This window comes from Allobosea sp. BK604 (assembly GCF_004341515.1).
Lineage (GTDB): Bacteria > Pseudomonadota > Alphaproteobacteria > Rhizobiales > Beijerinckiaceae > Allobosea.
In genome coordinates, this window is the sequence record NZ_SLZF01000001.1 from 227,450 (window position 1) to 245,504 (window position 18,055).

Annotated in this window: 22 protein-coding genes; 13 read left to right on the top strand and 9 right to left on the bottom strand. The window is 66.2% G+C overall.

Translation table 11 applies throughout. The features are described from left to right. Nucleotides 1-53 precede the first annotated feature (53 nt). The 5 genes from EV560_RS01205 to EV560_RS01225 are packed head-to-tail and all read left to right on the top strand — an operon-like array spanning nucleotide 54 to nucleotide 4,221. On the top strand, nucleotides 54-602 hold the full coding sequence (locus EV560_RS01205; protein ID WP_131853208.1) for a TRAP transporter small permease: 549 nt from the start codon (nucleotides 54-56) through the stop codon (nucleotides 600-602). Nucleotides 603-605: 3 nt separating this feature from the next. Next, nucleotides 606-1,913, top strand: coding sequence for a TRAP transporter large permease (locus tag EV560_RS01210; protein WP_131853210.1), 1,308 nt, complete (start codon nucleotides 606-608; stop codon nucleotides 1,911-1,913). A 38-nt stretch (nucleotides 1,914-1,951) separates the two neighbouring features. Further along, on the top strand, nucleotides 1,952-2,947 hold the full coding sequence (locus tag EV560_RS01215; protein ID WP_131853212.1) for a TRAP transporter substrate-binding protein: 996 nt from the start codon (nucleotides 1,952-1,954) through the stop codon (nucleotides 2,945-2,947). A 58-nt stretch (nucleotides 2,948-3,005) separates the two neighbouring features. Further along, nucleotides 3,006-3,686, top strand: coding sequence for an aspartate/glutamate racemase family protein (locus EV560_RS01220; RefSeq protein WP_131853214.1), 681 nt, complete (start codon nucleotides 3,006-3,008; stop codon nucleotides 3,684-3,686). Beyond that, nucleotides 3,673-4,221 carry a winged helix DNA-binding protein gene (locus EV560_RS01225; RefSeq protein ID WP_131853216.1) on the top strand — a complete coding sequence of 183 codons (549 nt, stop codon included), beginning with the start codon at nucleotides 3,673-3,675 and terminating at the stop codon, nucleotides 4,219-4,221. The genes EV560_RS01220 and EV560_RS01225 overlap by 14 nt, the downstream gene beginning before the upstream one ends. A 119-nt stretch (nucleotides 4,222-4,340) precedes the next feature. On the opposite strand, the gene EV560_RS01230 is transcribed toward EV560_RS01225, so the two are convergent. Genes EV560_RS01230 through EV560_RS01240 form a run of 3 tightly spaced genes read right to left on the bottom strand, consistent with a single transcriptional unit; the run spans nucleotide 4,341 to nucleotide 5,602 of the window. Beyond that, nucleotides 4,341-4,736: a VOC family protein gene (locus EV560_RS01230; protein WP_131853218.1), complete on the bottom strand. Its 396-nt coding sequence runs from the start codon at nucleotides 4,734-4,736 to the stop codon at nucleotides 4,341-4,343. A 3-nt stretch (nucleotides 4,737-4,739) separates the two neighbouring features. Beyond that, on the bottom strand, nucleotides 4,740-5,285 hold the full coding sequence (locus EV560_RS01235; RefSeq protein WP_131853220.1) for an SRPBCC family protein: 546 nt from the start codon (nucleotides 5,283-5,285) through the stop codon (nucleotides 4,740-4,742). A 2-nt stretch (nucleotides 5,286-5,287) separates the two neighbouring features. Continuing rightward, the gene (locus tag EV560_RS01240) at nucleotides 5,288-5,602 is read right to left on the bottom strand and encodes an ArsR/SmtB family transcription factor (protein ID WP_131853222.1); all 315 of its coding nucleotides are present in this window, start codon (nucleotides 5,600-5,602) and stop codon (nucleotides 5,288-5,290) included. Between the two features lie 156 nt (nucleotides 5,603-5,758). Between EV560_RS01240 and EV560_RS01245 the strand changes: the two genes are divergently transcribed. Next, on the top strand, nucleotides 5,759-6,655 hold the full coding sequence (locus EV560_RS01245) for a DMT family transporter (RefSeq protein ID WP_131853224.1): 897 nt from the start codon (nucleotides 5,759-5,761) through the stop codon (nucleotides 6,653-6,655). 217 nt (nucleotides 6,656-6,872) lie between these two features. Here the strand turns inward: EV560_RS01245 and EV560_RS01250 are convergent, their stop codons facing one another. After that, nucleotides 6,873-7,547: a FadR/GntR family transcriptional regulator gene (locus EV560_RS01250; protein ID WP_165923264.1), complete on the bottom strand. Its 675-nt coding sequence runs from the start codon at nucleotides 7,545-7,547 to the stop codon at nucleotides 6,873-6,875. A 177-nt stretch (nucleotides 7,548-7,724) separates the two neighbouring features. Here EV560_RS01250 and EV560_RS01255 point away from each other — a divergent pair, with 177 nt between their 5' ends. The 5 genes from EV560_RS01255 (at nucleotide 7,725) to EV560_RS01275 (ending at nucleotide 11,954) form a co-directional block, all read left to right on the top strand. Further along, entirely contained in the window at nucleotides 7,725-8,855 is a 1,131-nt protein-coding gene (locus EV560_RS01255) for an iron-containing alcohol dehydrogenase (protein ID WP_131853228.1), read from the top strand. 253 nt (nucleotides 8,856-9,108) lie between these two features. Then, complete coding sequence (locus tag EV560_RS01260; RefSeq protein ID WP_131853230.1) at nucleotides 9,109-9,657, top strand: hypothetical protein; 549 nt, start codon at nucleotides 9,109-9,111, stop codon at nucleotides 9,655-9,657. A 57-nt stretch (nucleotides 9,658-9,714) separates the two neighbouring features. Continuing rightward, entirely contained in the window at nucleotides 9,715-10,338 is a 624-nt protein-coding gene (locus tag EV560_RS01265; protein WP_131854680.1) for a ribonuclease T2 family protein, read from the top strand. A 133-nt stretch (nucleotides 10,339-10,471) separates the two neighbouring features. After that, nucleotides 10,472-11,323 carry a 23S rRNA (adenine(2030)-N(6))-methyltransferase RlmJ gene (locus EV560_RS01270; RefSeq protein WP_131853232.1) on the top strand — a complete coding sequence of 284 codons (852 nt, stop codon included), beginning with the start codon at nucleotides 10,472-10,474 and terminating at the stop codon, nucleotides 11,321-11,323. Nucleotides 11,324-11,351: 28 nt separating this feature from the next. After that, entirely contained in the window at nucleotides 11,352-11,954 is a 603-nt protein-coding gene (locus EV560_RS01275; RefSeq protein ID WP_131853234.1) for a glutathione S-transferase family protein, read from the top strand. Between the two features lie 79 nt (nucleotides 11,955-12,033). On the opposite strand, the gene EV560_RS01280 is transcribed toward EV560_RS01275, so the two are convergent. After that, a complete protein-coding gene (locus tag EV560_RS01280; protein WP_131853236.1) occupies nucleotides 12,034-12,717 on the bottom strand; it encodes an outer membrane protein in 684 nt (227 codons plus the stop codon). A gap of 623 nt (nucleotides 12,718-13,340) precedes the next feature. Between EV560_RS01280 and EV560_RS01285 the strand changes: the two genes are divergently transcribed. Together EV560_RS01285 and EV560_RS01290 are read left to right on the top strand one after the other, a co-directional pair. Continuing rightward, entirely contained in the window at nucleotides 13,341-14,129 is a 789-nt protein-coding gene (locus EV560_RS01285) for a glycosyltransferase family 2 protein (RefSeq protein ID WP_131853238.1), read from the top strand. After that, nucleotides 14,122-14,868, top strand: coding sequence for an SDR family oxidoreductase (locus tag EV560_RS01290; RefSeq protein WP_131853240.1), 747 nt, complete (start codon nucleotides 14,122-14,124; stop codon nucleotides 14,866-14,868). Before EV560_RS01285 ends, EV560_RS01290 begins: the two co-directional genes overlap by 8 nt. A gap of 74 nt (nucleotides 14,869-14,942) precedes the next feature. On the opposite strand, the gene EV560_RS01295 is transcribed toward EV560_RS01290, so the two are convergent. From EV560_RS01295 to lgt, 4 genes are all read right to left on the bottom strand, one after another. Further along, entirely contained in the window at nucleotides 14,943-15,227 is a 285-nt protein-coding gene (locus tag EV560_RS01295) for a hypothetical protein (RefSeq protein WP_131853242.1), read from the bottom strand. A 95-nt stretch (nucleotides 15,228-15,322) separates the two neighbouring features. Continuing rightward, a complete protein-coding gene (gene pgeF, locus EV560_RS01300; RefSeq protein ID WP_131853244.1) occupies nucleotides 15,323-16,087 on the bottom strand; it encodes a peptidoglycan editing factor PgeF in 765 nt (254 codons plus the stop codon). Nucleotides 16,088-16,109: 22 nt separating this feature from the next. Next, entirely contained in the window at nucleotides 16,110-17,207 is a 1,098-nt protein-coding gene (locus tag EV560_RS01305; RefSeq protein ID WP_165923265.1) for a class I SAM-dependent methyltransferase, read from the bottom strand. Continuing rightward, nucleotides 17,204-18,043, bottom strand: coding sequence for a prolipoprotein diacylglyceryl transferase (lgt, locus tag EV560_RS01310; protein WP_131853246.1), 840 nt, complete (start codon nucleotides 18,041-18,043; stop codon nucleotides 17,204-17,206). The genes EV560_RS01305 and lgt overlap by 4 nt, the downstream gene beginning before the upstream one ends. Between the last annotated feature and the right edge of the window lie 12 nt (nucleotides 18,044-18,055).

The window sequence follows — 18,055 nt, forward strand, 5'->3', positions numbered from 1 at the left end:
TTTCCTGTATCCCATCGTCGCACCGGCACTGCCGCAACCTCACGGAGCGCGGCATGATCCGCACCATCCTCGACAAGCTCTATCTCTTCGCCGGATATGCCGCCGGCTTCTTCCTCGTCGTCATCTTCATCCTGATGATGGGGCTTTCGATCGGCCGCGAGATCGGCATCAACATTCCCGCCGGCGATGATTTCGCCTCCTGGAGCATGGCGGCGATGGCCTTTCTCGGCCTCGCCCATACCTTCAAATCCGGCGACATGATCCGGGTCGGCCTGTTGATCGACCGTTTCAAGGGCCGCACCCGCTGGTGCTTCGAGGTGTTCTCGCTGGTGCTGGGCTTGGGCTTCGTCGGCTTCTTCGCCTGGCACGCCGCGGTGATGACCTGGCAGAGCTGGCAGTTCAACGACGTCGCCGGCGGTGTCGTGCCGATACCACTCTGGATCCCGCAGCTCGGCTATTCCGGCGGCTTGATCATCCTGTTCATCGCCTTCCTCGACGAATTCGTCCATGTCGTGATCCGCCGCCAGGAACCGCGCTACGAGAAGCCGCCTGCCCAATCCGACGAGGAAATCGTCGAGCGCGCCATGGCGAGCGGAGTCTGATCCATGGCGATGATCGAAATCTCGGCGCTGCTGCTCGGCCTGCTCGCCATCTTCCTCGCTGGCGGCGTCTGGATCGCCATTTCGCTGATGGCCTGCGGCTGGGTCGCGATGCAGTTCGTCGCCGGCGGCATTCCGGCCGGCTCGGTGCTCGCCACCACGATCTGGGGCAACAGCGCCTCCTGGACGCTGGCCGCACTGCCGCTCTTCATCTGGATGGGCGAGATCCTCTACCGCACCAGGCTCTCCGAGGAGATGTTCCGCGGCCTCGCGCCCTGGCTGAACTGGCTTCCGGGTCGCCTCATGCATGTCAACGTGCTCGCCTGCGGCATCTTCGGCTCGGTCTCCGGCTCCTCGGCGGCAACCTGCGCCACCGTCGCCAAGATCGCCCTGCCCGAGCTCAAGAAGCGTGGCTACGACGAGACGGTCAGCCTCGGCTCGCTCGCCGGCGCCGGCACGCTCGGCATCCTGATCCCGCCCTCGATCACCATGGTGGTCTATGCGGTGGCGGCCAATGTCTCGATCATCCAGGTCTTCCTCGCCGGCTTCCTGCCCGGCCTGCTCGTGATGGCGCTCTATTCGGGCTACATCATCGTCTGGCACCTGCTGAACCCGGACAAGGCCCCGCCGCGCGAGCCCAAGATGCCGCTGCGCGAGAAGCTCAAGGAGTCGGCCAACCTGATTCCCTGCATGCTGCTGATCGCGCTCGTCTTCCTCTCGCTGCTGCTCGGCTGGGCGACGGCGACGGAATGCGCCGCCTGGGGCGTGCTCGGCTCCTTCGGCATCGCCTGGTGGTCGGGCACGCTGACGCGCGAGGCCTTCTGGGCGAGCGTGATGGGCACGACGCGCATCACCTGCATGATCATGCTGATCCTGGCCGGCGCCTCCTTCATGTCGACCTCGATGGCCTATACCGGCATCCCGGCCGCGCTCGCCGCCTGGGTCGACAGCCTGCATCTCTCGCCCTACGCGCTGATCGCGGCGCTGACCGTGATGTATATCGTCCTCGGCACCGCGCTCGACGGCATCTCGATGATCGTGCTGACCACCTCGATCGTCATTCCGATGATCAAGGCCGCCGGCTTCGACCTGGTCTGGTTCGGCATCTTCCTGGTGCTGATCGTCGAGATGGCCGAGGTCTCGCCGCCGGTCGGCTTCAACCTTTTCGTGCTTCAGACCATGTCGGGCAAGGATTCGAACACGGTGGCGCTCGCCGCCCTGCCCTTCTTTTTTCTACTGGTCGCGGCCGTGGCGATCATTACGATCTTCCCGCAGATCGTGATGATCCTGCCGCAACTGGCGTTTCCGGGATGATGCAGCGTCAACGACAACAGGGGAATGGAGAGAACCAAATGAAGCGTATCGATTTCATCAAGGGCCTGCTTCTGGCGGGCGTTGCGGCCGGCTCGCTCGCGCTCGGCACGACCGCGGCTTCGGCCCAGGCCAAGTGGAACCTGCCCAACGCCTATCCGTCCGACAATCCGCACACCGAGAATCTCGTCGCCTTCGCCAAGGATGTCGAGGCCGCGACCGGCGGCAAGCTCACGATCACGGTCCATGCCAATGCCGCGCTGTTCAAGGCGCCGGAGATCAAGCGCGCCGTCCAGACCGGCCAGGCCCAGATGGGCGAGGTGCTGATGTCGATCCACGAGAATGAGGATCCGATCTTCGGCATCGACGTCGTGCCCTTCCTCGCCACATCCTTCGCCGACTCGATGAAGCTCTACAAGGCCTCGAAGGCGGCGGTGGAGAAGAAGCTCGACAGCCAGGGCATCAAGCTGCTGTTCATGGTTCCCTGGGCGCCGCAGGGCGTCTACGCCAAGAAGGACCTCAATACGATCGACGACATGAAGGGCCTGAAATGGCGCTCCTACAATGTCGGCACGGCCCGCCTCGGTGAGCTGCTCGGCATGCAGTCGGTCACAATCCAGGCGGCGGAGTTGCCGCAGGCGCTGGCGACCGGCGTCGTCAACTCCTTCATGTCCTCGGGCGGCACCGGCTATGATTCGAAGGTCTGGGAATCGCTGACGCATTTCTACGACGTCCAGGCCTGGATTCCGAAGGACGCGACATTCGTCAACAAGGCTGCCTTCGAAGGCCTCGACAAGGCGACGCAGGAGGCCGTGCTCAAGGCCGCCGCCACCGCCGAAGCCCGCGGCTGGAAGGCCTGGGAGGACAAGACCAACTGGTATCTCGACCAGCTCAAGGCGAAGGGCATGAAGATCCAGCCCCCGAGCACCGAGCTCGCCGCCGGCTTCAAGAAGGCCGGCGATACCCTGACCACCGACTGGCTGAAGAAGGCCGGCGCCGACGGCCAGGCCGTGGTCGACGCCTACAAGAAGATGTGAGTCCGTGGCCGCGCCGTCGCCTCGCGGCGGCGCGGCTGCTCGCTGCGAGCAAGGCCCCATGACCCTCGGCGTGCTGATGCTCGATACCGGCTTCCGGCGTTTTCCCGGCGATATCGGAGCGCCGGAAAGCTTTTCAGGCCCGGTGATCTTCGAACGCGTGCCGCAGGCGACGGCCGGGCGCATCGTCGGCATTGCCGATGACGGCTTCCTCGCCCCCTTCGTCGCTGCCGGCCATCGACTGATCGAGCGCGGCGCCACCGCGCTCACCACGTCCTGCGGCTTCCTGATCGCCTATCAGGAAGCACTGGCGGCGAAGCTGCCGGTCCCCGTCGCGACGAGCGCACTGCTGCTCATCCCGACTCTCGGGCAGATGCTGCCCGCCGGCAAACGGGTGGGCGTGCTGACCTTCTCGGCCGCGAGCCTGTCGCCCGCACACCTGACAGCAGCAGGCGCCGCAACCGACACGCCCGTAATCGGCCTGCCCGAAGGTGGCGCCTTCCAACGCGCCATCTTCGAGCAGCCGGGCGAGGACGGCTTTGCCCTGCGCGAGGCCGAGGCTGTCGCCACCGCGAAGGCGCTCGTCGCGGCGCATGCCGAAATCGGCGCGATTGTCCTCGAATGCACCAATCTCTCGCCGCATCGCGATGCGATCGCGGCGGCGGCCGGTTGCCCGGCTTATGACCTCTGGCCGCTGGTCGGCCTGATCACGCAAGGAAGGACGCGCGATGCCCGGGCCTGATCCCAGCCCCGACGCCAAGCTCACGGAGACGCTGCTCGGGCCGATCGTCTCCTCCGGCCATCTCGCCTCGGGCGCGATGCCGGCGCTGTCGGAATTCGAATTCGCGCTCACCATGAACGTGCACGCCTTCCATCGCTGGATGCTGCGCTGCATGGCGGCAGCCGGCGTGCCGGACCTGACCCCGATGGACGTGCTCGTGCTGCACAATGTCAATCATCGCGGCAAGGCCAAGCGGCTGGCCGATATCTGCCTCGTCCTCAATATCGAGGACACGCATATCGTGAACTACTCTCTGAAGAAGCTGGAGCGGCTGAAGCTGATCAAGAGCGGCCGCAAGGGCAAGGAGAAGACCGTCGCGGTGACGCAAGGAGGAGAGGATGCGTGCCGGCGCTATGCGCAGGTGCGCGAGCAGCTCCTGGTCAAGTCAGTGCTGGCGACCAGCATCGATCCGCAGCGCCTCTCGGAGATCGCAGCCGCGATCCGCTCGCTCTCGGGCCAGTACGACCAGGCGGCAAGGGCGGCGGCGAGCTTGTAGCACGACACCATCCTTTGCGAGCATCGGGGCCTTGCCTTCGGCAAGCCCAGGGCTCGACCTACATCCCCTGGACTGCTTCGTCGCTACGCTCCTCGCAATGACGGCTTTGCCGTCCAGTGTCACGGCAGATTCAGCTGCCAGGACACGCCGAAGCGGTCGCTCACCCAGGTGAAGCGGCGGCTGAAGCCGTAATTGTCGAGCGGCATCAGCACCGAGCCGCCCTCGCGCAGGGCCGCGCTCAGCCGCTCCAGCTCCTCGTTCGATTCGCAGGTCACGAACAGCGACATCGACGGGGTGAAGGTGAAGGCGTGCTTCACGAAGCTGTCGCTCGCCATGACGCTCTGCCCGCCGATCGTCGCGGTCATCGTTATCACCGAGCCCTCGGGACCGGGCCCCTCGGCACCATGGCGATTGATGCTGATGATCTCGCTATTGGGGATGAGCGAGACGTAGAGACTGAGTGCCTCCTCCGCCTTGCCCTCGAACATCAGGAAGGTCTGAACGCTCGCGACCATCACTCAGCCCTGCCCTTCGGTGTTGGCCATGCGTGCCGTGTATTCGGCCTCCAGCGCATCGATGCGGGACCAGAATCCACGTGGCGGATTGCCTTCGAGCTGGTCCTCCAGCAGGCCGAGATGCACATGCCATCCACCGGCGACATTGCTCATATCCGTGGCGGCGAGCTTGCGATGCGTCAGCACAAGCAGGGTCTTGCCATCCTTCGGGCTGAGCTCGAACGTGACCTCCGAGGACGGGTTGTCGCCGCCATGCCAGGTGAAGGCGAGCACATGCGGCGGCTCGTAGCGCGTGATCGCGCCTTTTGACAGGAAGCCGTTCTCGTTCATGTCGCGATATTTTTCGGGTGGCTCCTCCGGTGTGATCTGCGAATGCTTGAACAGCAGATTGGTCTCGCCGCCGAGACGCAGGTCGAAGACGCCGGAGGCGAGCCAGGTGCCGCGCTTCTCCGAGTCGGTCAGATAGGTCCAGACCCGCTCGACCGGTGCCGGCAGCAGCCGCTCGAACCGGATCGCGCCACTTTCCAGCACGACGCCATACTCATTCATGCCTACTCTCCCTGTTCGTCCGCTTTCGTCAGTTCCTGCTCGAGCACGTCGAGTCGGGAGCCCCAATAGCCGCGCACCTTGCGGACCCAGGCGTCGAAGGCCTCCAACCCGTCGGGGTCGAGCCGATAGATGCGACGTTGGCCGCTGACCTCGACCCGGACCAGCCCGGCCTCCTTCAGCACCTTGAGGTGCTGCGAGATAGCCGGCGCACTGACGCTGAAACGCGCCGTAATCTCGCCAGCCGCCAACGCGCCTTCCCCCAGCATCTCGATGATGCGGCGGCGGGTCGGGTCGGCCAGGGCGACGAAACGGTCCATGTAGAAAATTAGCCCCTCACTTAATTAAGTCAATCATTAAATAATCACTCGCGCGCGGCGCATGCCGCTCGTTTGCGCAGCGGGGTTGCATCCTACGCCGCGGCACGTCAGACGGGCACTCTGCCTTCCCAGTTTCACACCTGATTTCGATCGGTCATGCCCGCACGCCACGCCACGCTCCTCGGCATCGCCATGATGCTGCTCGGCATCCTGCTGTTCTCGATCAACGACGTGATGGGGAAATGGCTGGTCGCGACCTATACGGTCGGCCAGGTCCTGGTCTTGCGCAGCATCGCGGCCCTTGCCGTGATCGCGCCCTTCGTGGTGCGGCAGGGCATCGGTCGCACCTTGCGGCCGGAGCGGCCGGGGCTGCAGGTCATGCGCGTCGCGCTCGGCTCCTGCGAGGTCGCGCTGTTCTACTGGGCGGTGTCCTACCTGCCGCTGGCCGATACGATGACGCTCTGGCTGGCCGCCCCGGTCTGGGCCGTGGTGCTGGCCGCGCTCCTGCTCGGCGAGAAGGTCGATGCCGGGCGCTGGCTCGCGGTCGTCGTCGGCTTCATCGGTGTTGCGGTCGCGCTCAACCCCTCCGGCCAGAGCCTCTCCCTGCCGGCGATCATCGCGCTCGTCGGCAGCGTCTCCTTCGCCATCATGATGATCACCGGCCGCCAATTGCGCGGCACGCCCGACGTGACTTTGGTCGCCTGGCAAACGCTGGGAGCCTTCATCATGGGGCTGATCCTGCTGCCTTTTGGCTGGGTGACGCCGAGCCTGACCGACACCGCGCTGCTCGGCCTGCTCGGCATCGTCGCCATGGTCGCGCATCTCTGCGTGACACGCTCGCTCAAGCTGGCCGAGGCCTCGGTCGTCGTGCCCTATCAGTACACCCTGATCGTCTGGGCCCTCGTCTTTGGCTGGTTCATCTTCGGCGACTGGCCGACGCCGGCCATGCTGATCGGCGCCGGGCTGATCGTCGCCGCCGGGCTTGCGCTCCTGCTGCTGGAGCGGCGGAGCGCCAAGCTGAGCGACGTGCTGCTGCAGCCGGAAGAGATCTGATTTTCGGTCTGAGAGACCACCAATCCGTCCTTGCGAGCGCAGCGAAGCAATCCAGGGGCGGCAGCGCTCTACGCCCCCTGGATTGCGTCGTCGCTCCGCTCCTCGCAATGACGTCCTAAGCGCATCGGCCCGAAAAGTGGATCGCGGCTTTCGGAAAAGCCGATGCGAAAACAAGAAGCTGGATCATCGCACCGGATACGATATCCGGTCCGATGGTCTAGCCTGCGACGAACGGCACCTTCATCCGGTCGGTCGACTGCACGATATGATGGCGCATCGCCACCGCCGCCGTCACGCCGTCGCGGCGGCCAAGCGCGCGGATGATCGCCCCATGCTCCTGGAAGGCCTCGTTCAACCGCTCGGGCTCTGCCACCGGGGGGCGCTGCGTCTCGGTGATCACAGGCCGGTAGAGCGCCAGGATATCGCGCACCGCCCGGTTGCCGGCGATCTCCGCAATGGTCAGGTGCAGCTCGAAATCGCGCTCCATCGCCTCGCGATAGCGCTCCTCGACGATGGCGCGGTGCATCTGCGTATTGAGCTCGTCGAGCCGGGCAAGATCGTCATGCGAGGCGTTGCGCGCGGCAAGCTGCACCGTCAGCCCCTCCAGCGAGAAGCGCAGTTGATAGATCTCCACCTGCGAGAAGCGCTGCGCGAATTTCCATTCGCTGAAATCGGCCTCGGGCTGCGAGAAGGCCTCGGTGATGAAGGTGCCGCGCGCCGGCTCGACCCGGATGACGCCCATGCCCTCCAGCTGCAGCACGGCCTCGCGGATGGTCGGCCGGCTGGCGCCGAGCCGCTGCGCCAGCTCACGCTGCGGCGGCACCTGGTCGCCGGGCTTCATGCCCTCCTCGACCAGCAGCCGACGGATCTGCTGGACCAGCTGATCCGCCATCGGACGCCTGTCCTTCTCGATCCGCATCCATCGACCTCCGGCCCCGCGCCCTACGCAGTTGACCGCTCCCGGCCCGCATGTCAATTCGTGGCCTTACCGGTAAGGCCAGATACGGATGCGTGCGTGGATGGTCCGCGGGCGCGCGCCAGGACATGGCCACCTGCACGAGGACGCACCATGGCCCTGATCAATTACCTCACCACGATCAAGTTCGGCTTCGGCGAGATCGCCGGCATCGAGGCCGATCTCGCGACCTATGGCATCAAGAAGCCCCTGATCGTCGCCGACAAGGGCGTCGTCGCTATCGGCCTCGTCGCCGGCGTGCAGAAGCAGGCTGCGACGCTCGCCTCCGCCCCGATCTTCGACGCCACTCCGACCAACCCGACCGAGGCCGCCGTGCTCGAGGCGCTCGCCCTCTACAAGCAGAATGGCTGCGACGGGCTCGTCGCCATCGGCGGCGGCTCGCCGATCGACCTCGCCAAGGGCGTCGCCCTGCTCGCCAGCCATGACGGCCCGCTCGAGACCTATGCCGCGATCCTCGGCGGCATCCCGAAGGTCACCGCCTCCGTCGCGCCGGTCATCGCCGTGCCGACCACCTCCGGCACCGGCAGCGAGGTCGGCCGCGCCGCGCTGATCACGCTGAACGATGGCCGCAAGCTCGGCTTCATCTCGCCCTACCTGATCCCGAAGCTCGCGATCTGCGATCCCGAGCTGACGCTCGGCCTGCCCGGCTGGCTCACCGCCGCGACCGGCATGGACGCGATCACCCATTGCATCGAGACCTATCTCAGCCCGCGCGACAACCCGCCGGCCGAGGCCATCGCGCTCGACGGCCTGAAGCGCGCCGTCGCCCATATCGAGCGCGCCACCAAGGACGGCTCGGACCGCGAGGCCCGCAAGGAGATGATGATGGCCGCCTTGCAGGGCGGCCTGACCTTCCAGAAGGGGCTGGGCGCCGTGCACGCGCTCTCCCACCCGCTCGGCGGTCTCAAGGAGGTCTCGCTGCATCACGGCACGCTGAACGCCGTGCTCCTGCCGGCCGTGCTGCGCTTCAACGAGCCGGAGTCGCAGGCGAAATATGCCGAGATCCGCAAGGCGCTCGGCCTCGCCGCCGATGCCGATCTCGCGGTCTGGATCGCCGGCCTCACCGCCCGCCTCGGCATGCCCAAGAACCTGACCGAGATGGGCGTGCCGCGGGGTGTCGTCGCCGCGATTTCGGAAGCGGCGGTGAAAGACCATTCCACGGCTTCCAACCCGCGCGCGGCCAATGCCGCCGACTACGCCGCGATGCTCGAAGCCTCGTTCTGAGAGCAGGGCGGAGCCGAGGCGCCGCCCCTTCCCGTCATGGTCGGGCTTGTCCCGACCATCGACGCCCTGGCCTGACAGCAGCAGGGTTCGACGTCGCAAGGCGTGGATGCTCGGCACCGGGCCGAGCATGACAGCGGGCGAGAAAGCCACACGCCCACACTAGTTTTACCGCATCGATGCAATCGCCTTGACCCTTCCGGCGCCGCCAGCCATCGTGCGATTCTGAGATTCACGCCTGCACGAGGCCTGTCCCATGCGCCGCGCCCTGCTGCGAACCGTTTTGATCTCGGTTGCCTGCCTCGCCGGGGCAGTGACCGCCAGTGCCGCCGATACGCGTTATGGCAAAAGTTACGGCCAAAGTTACGGCCATGAGCGTGTCCCCGGCTTTACGCCCGGCTATACCAGCACCCGCCAGGTCCCGATCGAGGATCGCGCCGAGAACCGCATCATCCCGATGGACGGTAACCTACCTGCCTGTGAGGATCCGGCCGTGCTCGGTGAGATCACGAGCTGGTTCAACTCGCGCGAGCAGAAATTCTGGGGTCCGCTCCAGGCGGTGGCCTACGATCATATTCGCCCGATCGGCTTCCGGCCTTGGGGCGCCGATTTCATCCCTCGCCGCTTCTGCACCGGCCACATCGCCCTGAACGACGGCAGTTGGCATCGCGTCGATTATTCCGTGCGCCAGAATCTCGGCCTGTTCGGCATGACCTGGAACGTCAACTGGTGCGTCGCCGGGCTCGATCGCGAGCGCTCCTACGCGCCCAATTGCCAGATGGCCCGCCCCGGCCCCGAGCGGTAACACTCGGCAGTGAACCTGCTGCGCGCCTGGCTCTCGCTGCTGGCGCTGCTCGGCCTGATGGCCTCGGGCGCGCAAGCGCAGGGGCAATATGGCCGCGGCGGCACGCCTGGCGAATTCGACTTCTACGTGCTCGCGCTGTCCTGGTCGCCCGGCTTCTGCGAGCTGGAGGGTGACCGCGAACGCTCGCGCGAGCAATGCGAGAGCGGTGCCAATCTCGGCTTCGTCGTGCACGGACTCTGGCCGCAATATGAGCGCGGCTATCCGAGCGATTGCGGCCCGGCCGGCCGCACGCCCTCGCGCATCGCGCTTGAGCAGACAAAGGGCCTGTTCCCCTCAGAAGGCCTCGCCCGCTACGAATGGCGCAAGCACGGCACCTGCTCCGGCTCGAGCCCCGGCGACTACTTCGCCGATGTCCGCCGCGCCCGCGACAAGATCGTCATTCCGCCCGCGCTCCAGCAGAGCGAGCGCGACCAGACCTGGGCGGCACTCGACCTCGAGCGCGCCTTCGCCGCAGCCAATCCAGGCCTGCGCCCTGACATGATGTCGATCGCCTGCAAGCGTGGCGTGCTGCAGGAGGTCCGTATCTGCATGAGCAAGGACCTGCGCAATTTCCAGACCTGCCAGCAGGTCGACCGCTCCGGCTGCCGCACGCGGGATATCACTGTGAAGGCGGTGCGCTGACAGGCGGCGCTTCTGCGGCGAAAGCATTTTCGAGCGAAGTGGACACCGGTTCGCGTGAAGAAAATGCGTGAACACAAATAGATAGGGAATTTTCGCGGTTCGGAGAAACGCGAAAATGCTCTAAGACCGCGGCATGAACTACCAGCACAGCTTCCACGCCGGGAACTTCGCCGACATCCTCAAGCATGTCGTGCTGATGCGCATCCTGACCCATCTCGGAGTCAAGGACGCGCCCTATCGCATCGTCGACACGCATGCCGGCGCCGGGCGTTATGATCTCGGCTCCGAGGAAGCCTTGCGCACCCATGAATGGAAGGACGGCGTGGCGCGCCTCGATCGCTCGCCGCTCGCTCCCGCCGTCGAGGAGTTGCTGAAGCCGTGGCGCGAGGCCGTCGCCGTCGCGCGCGAGCGCCAAGGTCCGGAAACCTATCCCGGCTCGCCCTGGCTCTGCCGTCATGCGATGCGGGCGGAGGACAGGCTGATCGCCGCCGAGCTGCATCCGCCGACCTACAAGAAGCTCGCTGCCGCGCTCGGTCGCGATTCGCGCTGCAAGGCGCTGGCGATCGATGGCTGGAACGCGCTGCGCGGCAATGTCCCGCCCAAGGAGCGGCGCGGCCTCATCCTGATCGACCCGCCCTTCGAGGAGAAGGACGAGTTCGAAACGCTCACCGCCGAGTTCATCGCCGCCCATCGCAAATGGCCGACCGGCATCTACGCGCTCTGGTATCCGATAAAGGATAGGCGCGCCGCCAGCGACCTGATCGGCGCGATCGAGGATGCCGGCATCGGCCGCCTGCTGCGCCTGGAGATCGATGTCGACCGGCCCGAAGCCGCGGGCGGCCTCTCCGCCACAGGAATGCTGGTGGTCAATCCGCCCTGGAAACTGGCCGAGGAAGCGCAGATCCTGCTGCCGGCCCTGACCGAACGTCTCGCGCAAGGGCCGAAGCCGCGCTACCGTTGCGAGCCGATCCGCCCGGACGGCTGATCTCCCGAGCCATTTTGGATTTTCGACGATGCTGGTTTTGCGCTCCGCCCCCGCCTCCCCGTTCGGCCGCAAGGTCAAGATCGCCGCCTATGAGCTCGGCCTGATCGACAAGATCGAGATCACCGCAGCCGACACCACCGATCCGAACGAGGTGCTGCGCAGCCAGAACCCGCTCGGCAAGATCCCGACGCTGGTTCTCGAAGACGGCACCACGCTGTTCGATTCACGCGTCATCGTCGAATATCTCGACGATCTCGCCGGCGGCGGAAAGCTCTTCCCGCGCGGCGCAGAGCGCTTCAAGCAGCTGCGCCTGCAGGCGCTCGGCGACGGCATCGCGGATGCCACGCTGCTCCAGGTCTACGAAATCCGCTTCCGCCCCGAAGAAGGCCGGAACGCCGCCTGGGTCGCGAACCAGGCCAGCAAGGTCAGCCGCGCCCTCGCCGAGCTCGAAAAGGCGCCGCCCGCTTTCGAGCGCCCGCGCATCGGCGAGATCGCGCTGGCAAGCGCTCTCGGCTATCTCGACCTGCGCCAGGAGGGCAAATGGCGCTCCGGCCATCCCAATCTCGTCGCCTGGCTCGACGATTTCGCCGCCAAGGTTCCGTCCTTCGAGACGACCCGCGTCAAGAGCTGACGGCGATCCCACGCAGGCAACAAAAAACCCGGTGGCCGAAGCCACCGGGCTCTCATCACCCGAAGGTGACAGGCGTAGACTAGAACTTGTAGTTCAGGCCGGCGCGAACGACCGAGAACTTGGTCTTGACGTCGCCCGTGAAGGTGCCGAACGGAACCGTGATGGTCTCCTTGTCGAGCTCCGTGTAGAGATACTCGACCTTGGCCGTCAGGTTGTTGGTGAAGGCGTATTCGAGGCCAGCACCGACCGTCCAACCCCACTGGGTGTTGTCGTCGCTGAACGTGCCGAGCGGGGTCGCGATCTTGTTCTTGACGTTGCCGTAAGCGAAACCGCCGGTGACGTACGGCAGGAACCGGTCGAAGGCATAGCCGACGCGGGCACGGACCGTGCCGAACCAGTTCAGCTCGTTCGAGGCGCGCGAACCGGTCAGGAAGTCGAAGGAGCTCGCCTTCAGGTCAGCGCCCTGGAAGTCGGCTTCGGCGCCGATGACCCACTGGCCGATCTGGTAGTTGTAGCCGATCTGGCCACCACCCATGAACCCATCCGGATCATCGAAGTTGTTCAGAACGCCGAAGTTGGTCGAGTCGACCTGGCCGAAGGCGTAGCCAGCGTTGGCACCGACGTAGAAACCGGTCCAGGTGAAAACCGGCGGATAGTAGGGAGCCGCAACCGGGCCCTTACGCGACGGCAGGTCGGCAGCAGAAGCCGCGCCGGCGGCGAGAAGGCCGAGGGCTGCGACGCCCGAAAGCAGGTAGTTCTTCATCATATACTCCTCAGTAGACGTCGCTGGCACCGCATGGCGCGGCGTTCGATTTCGATGGGCCACTTATAGGGCCCGATGGCCCTGATGTCTGTTGCCGTCGAAGCACATCTCCATCACAGACCGCGGCGAAAATGTGGCACGAATTTGGATGACTTCTACCAATTCATCAACTCGCGTTAACTATTGTTAAACCACACCCGCGCCGCAACGGAATACTAGTAAATCATTTACCAAATCCTTCACGCGCCGAGAAAAACGCGCGGCCCCGCTCAAGGTTCCCGCGCGACTAAACGAAATTGTGGCGGGTCTCCTCTAGCCATCGCGACGATGGTCGCCGCCTGTTCGCTGGCCCCTGCCTAGAAACCGGTCTCGTTGCGATCAGGCGACGCCGCTCTCGGCAAGCGTCGAACAAATCGAGGCAGCCTCGCGCCGCTCTAACCCTCGCCATGGCGGGTGAAGGACCGGCCGCGCTTGGCAGTTGCTGCCACAATCGGGCATGGTGGCCTCGCCAAAACGATCCGCCATTCTGGATCGCTGCCTGAATCGCAAACTCCTGATATCCATGCATTCAATCCCGAATCGGGCGTTCAGACCCGAAGCTCGGGCAAACCGAGACGGGTCGCGTGCCGCCGCTTTCGATCTTCATCATCACCCGCGACGAGGCTGACCGCATCGGCCGCACGATCAGCGCCGTGCAGAGCCTGAGCGACGACATCATCGTCGTCGATTCCGGCTCGACCGACGGCACGCAGGCCGTGGCGGAGGGCCTCGGCGCGCGCGTCATCTTCAATACCTGGCCGGGCTATGGCCAGCAGAAGCGCTTCGCCGAAGAGCAGTGCCGCTATAACTGGATGCTCAATATCGATGCCGACGAGGTCGTGCCGCCCGATCTGGCGGCCGAGATCGCCGCGCTCTTCGCTCACGGCGAGCCGGCAGCCGATGCCTACAAGCTGCGCATCGCCGAGCTCTTCCCGGGCGAGCGCGCGCCGCATCGCTTCGCCTATGCGCTGGCGCCGGTCCGGCTCTATCGCCGCGACAAGGGCCGCTACTCGCCCTCCCCGGTTCATGACCGCGTCGATCTCCTGCCCGGCGCCAGGGTCGCCAAGCTCAAGGGCACGATCCATCATTATTCGGTGCGCTCGCTCGGCGAGCAGATGGCCAAGCTCAATGCCTATAGCGACGCCCAGGCCGACGACCTCGACCAGCGCGGCGAGACGATCTCGGTCCTGAGGATGGTCGGCGAGTTTCCCGCCAATTTCATCAAGGCCTATATCGGCCGCCGCCATGCCCTGCGCGGCCTCTACGGCTTCATGACCGCGATGAATTTCGCTTTCTACCGGTATTTGCGCGCCGCCAAGCACTGGGAGCGGCGCCTGCAGCGCCACAGGAACGGCAGGAACGGCGATGTCTGAGATCGCGCTCGTCACCGGCGGCGCTCGCCGGATTGGCCGCGCCATCGTCGAGCGCCTCGCGGCGGAAGGCTATGCCGTGGTCATCCATTGCCAGAACTCGCTGGCGGAGGCCCAGGCGCTGGCCGCGGAGCTGCGGGCGAAGGGCGGCAAGGCGGCGGTCGTGACCGGCGACCTCGCCGATCCCTCGGCCGTGGACGGGATCATCCCCGCGGCGGAAGCCGCGCTCGGCCCGGTCACGCTCCTGGTCAACAGCGCCTCGAGCTTCCTGGTCGACGATATCCGAAACCTCGACGTCCCGACCTGGAACCGGCAATTCTCGATCAATCTGCGCGCGCCTTCTGTCCTGGCGGGAGCGCTGGCGAACCGCCTCCCTGCCGATCGCGACGGCTGCATCGTCAACATCGTCGACCAGCGCGTCTGGAAGCTGACGCCGCAATATTACTCCTACACCCTCACCAAATCGGCCCTGCTGACCGCCACTGTGACCATGGCGCAGGCGCTCGCGCCGCGCGTCCGGGTCAATGCCGTCGGGCCCGGACCGACCTTGCCAAACCAGTACGAGGGCGAGGAACTGATGGCGGCGGAGGCGGCAGGATCGCTGCTGCAGCGCCGGGTCGAGGCCGGCGAGATCGCCGAGGCGGTACTTTACCTCGCGCGGGCGAAATGGGTGACGGGTCAGATGATCGCGGTCGATTCGGGGCAGCATCTCGCCTGGCGCACGCCCGACATCGTCGGCTGAAGCAAGGCGCCCCATGCGGGCAGGAGCCGGATCATCGGGCCGGATACGGTATCCGGTCCGATGGTCCAGGCGGCTCACGCCGTCTTGTTCTTCATCGCGCCGATGATCGCGGTCAGGATCGCGCCGCCCGCGCCACCGCTGATCAGGTGGGTGATGATACCGCCGACGCTGAGATTGCCGGCGGCCGCCGCGGCGGTCACCGCAGGCAGCACGAGCGGAACCAGCTGTCCGAGGACGCCGCCACCGACCAGACCCGCAATGGTGTTGCCAAGGGTTCCCAGATCGAAACTCGGCGAGGCCTTGCCCGCCGCATTCCCGCCGATCGCACCGGCGATGAGATTGATCAGTATCTGTTCCATGATACCCCCATCAGGCCGAATGGCCGCCGGGAGCATGCGCCACTATGACGCAGCGTGCAATCGATGAGCCGGCGCGACCAGGCCGTGTGGCCGGCTCAGCTCAGAACGATCGCCGAGATCAGCCGGCCATAGTCCGGCTCGTTGCGGTGGGTGGTGCGGCGATAGCTGTAGAAGCGCGCCTCGTCGCTATAGGTGCATAGGCCGAGATCGACAAAGCGCCCGATTCCAGCCTCCTGCGCCCTGAGCGCGATGAAGGCGGGCAGGTCGAACATCGCGTGGGCCGGCCGCTCGGAGGGGTGGAAGAAGCGCGAATAGGTCGCGTTCTCGGCCTTGAAGCGCTCCAGGAATTCCGGCCCGACCTCATAGGCCTTCGGCCCGATCGTCGGCCCGAGCACGGCCAGGATGCGCTCGCGCCTGGCGCCCAGTTTCTCCATCGCGGTGACCGTCGCCCCGACGATACCGGTGAAGGCCCCCTTCCAGCCGGAATGGGCGGCGCCGATCACCCGCGCCTCGCTGTCGGCGAAAAGGATCGGCCCGCAATCGGCAGTCGAGATTGCGAGCGCGACGTCATGAGCGACCGTCACCATCGCATCGGCCTTTGGCCGCTCGCCCGGCCAGGGACCGGTCACCACCTCCGCATCGGAGGAATGGACCTGGTAGACGCTGACGAGGCGCGACGGCTCGATCTCGAGATGCGCGGCCATCCGCGCCCGGTTGGTCGTGACTGCCGCCGGATCGTCGGCCGAGCCGACGCCACCGTTCAGCGAGGCGTAGATCCCGGTCGAGACTCCGCCTTGGCGGGTGAAGAAGGCGTGCCGGATGCCGGGCTCATGGGCGAGGTCGGGAGAGGAGATGAACATCGCTGATTCCGGTTCGGCTGGCTCAGGCCTGTTGCTGTGGCAGGCGATGAAGGTCAAATCCGGGCAGAGCCGGCAGGCCGGGATGGGATAGCGCCAGAACCTTGAACAATTCGCCCATGCCGATCGCTCCGGGCTCGATGAGCCGGTCGAAGGCGGCCGATATCGCCGCGGCCTGCTCCGGCCTCGCCTTGGCCGAGAGCGCCTGTGCGCGCTGGGCGAGGCCGATGGCAGCGAGGAAATCGCGCTGCGTGACCGGGCCATGTGCAGCGGCGCCGGCCCCCAGCCCTGCCTTTGCCATCCGCTCGAAATCGACATGCACGGTCAGGTCGGCCTCGCCCGGCTCGGCCAGCGGGTCGGCCTGGCGCTGCCGCTTCACCGCCTGCAGCGTGTCGCCGAAACCGGTGCGCGAGGAACCGTAGTCGATGAACAGGGCCGCGCCTCCCGCCCGCGCGAGATGGCGCGAAACCGCCGCGACCAGATCCAATGCTGCGAGCGGCTGCTCCAGCACGGTTCCCTCCGGCGCCGCGATGGTAATCGAGGTCTCCGCTTCCGGCGCGAGGCCAAAGGCGAGTTCGCCGCCGCCATCGAGCCCGACCAGACGCTCCTGCCAACCGGCCTGGCTGCGTATGAACTGGTCGAGCGGCAGCGCGTCGAGGAACTCGTTGGCGATGACGATGGCCGGGCCATCCAGCGCATCCGCGATCCTGTCATGCCAGAGCGGCTCAGCCAGGCCGGCCAGCATGCGCGCCTGCGCCTGCCGCAGCACCGGGCTCATCTCGACCAGGTGCACCGTGAGCGCAGCGCGAAAGCCGGGCACGGCCTTCGCGGCCCGCAGCGCGTCGGCCATCAGCGTGCCGCGTCCGGGCCCCAGTTCGACCAGGCGGATCGGATCCGGCTCACCCATTGCCCGCCAGATCGTCGCGGCCCAGAGCCCGATCAACTCGCCGAACATCTGGCTGATCTCGGGCGCCGTGGTGAAATCGCCCTGCGCGCCGAACGGGTCGCGCATCATGTAATAGCCGTGGCGGGGATGGCCGAGGCAGAGCGCCATGTAGCGGGAGATGCTGAGCGGCCCCTCCTCGCGGATCAGGTCGATCAGCTCCGCCTTCAGCGCGTTCACGCGCTCGCCCGCCTGGCGCGCAGGACCAGCACCAACCCGGCGAAGAACAGCGGCAGCGACAGCAGCATGCCCATGGTGATGCCGCCGTTCAGGGCGCTGATATCGGAGCCGAACAGGAAGCCGAGTTGCACGTCGGGCTCGCGGAAGAATTCGCAGACGATCCGCGCCAGCGCATAGCCCATGCCGAATACGCCGGCGACGAAGCCCGGCCGTTTGAAGCCGCCGGCGCGCACGATCAGCGCCATCAGGATGAAGAGCAGGATGCCCTCGGCGAAGGCCTCGTAAAGCTGGCTGGGATGGCGCGGCACCGGGCCGGCATTGGGGAAGATCATCGCATAGGGGAAATCCGGCGCCGGCCGGCCCCAGAGTTCGGCATTGATGAAATTGGCGATGCGCCCGAGGAAAAGCCCGATCGGCACCACGGTCGCGGCGAGGTCGAACACGCTGAGCGCCGGATAGCCGCGCCTGCGCGCGAAGAGATAGAGCCCCGTGGCCGCGCCGACGAGGCCGCCATGGAAGGACATGCCGCCCTGCCAGACCGCGATGATGTCCTGCGGCCGGGCGAGATAGCGCTGCAGATCGTAGAACAACACGAAGCCGAGCCGCCCGCCCAGCACGACGCCGAGCGCGACGAAGAGCAGCATGTCGTCGAGCTCGTCGGGCTGCGGCCGCTTCAGGCCGCCCCAGAGCGATTCGGCCGAGACCAGCCGGCGCGCATACCACCAGCCGCCGAGCAGCCCGACGACATAGGCGAGCCCGTACCATTTCACCGAGAGCGGCCCGAGCGAGAACGCGACCGGGTCGATCACCGGGAAGGGAATGGCGAAGACGGGCATGGACAACTCGCG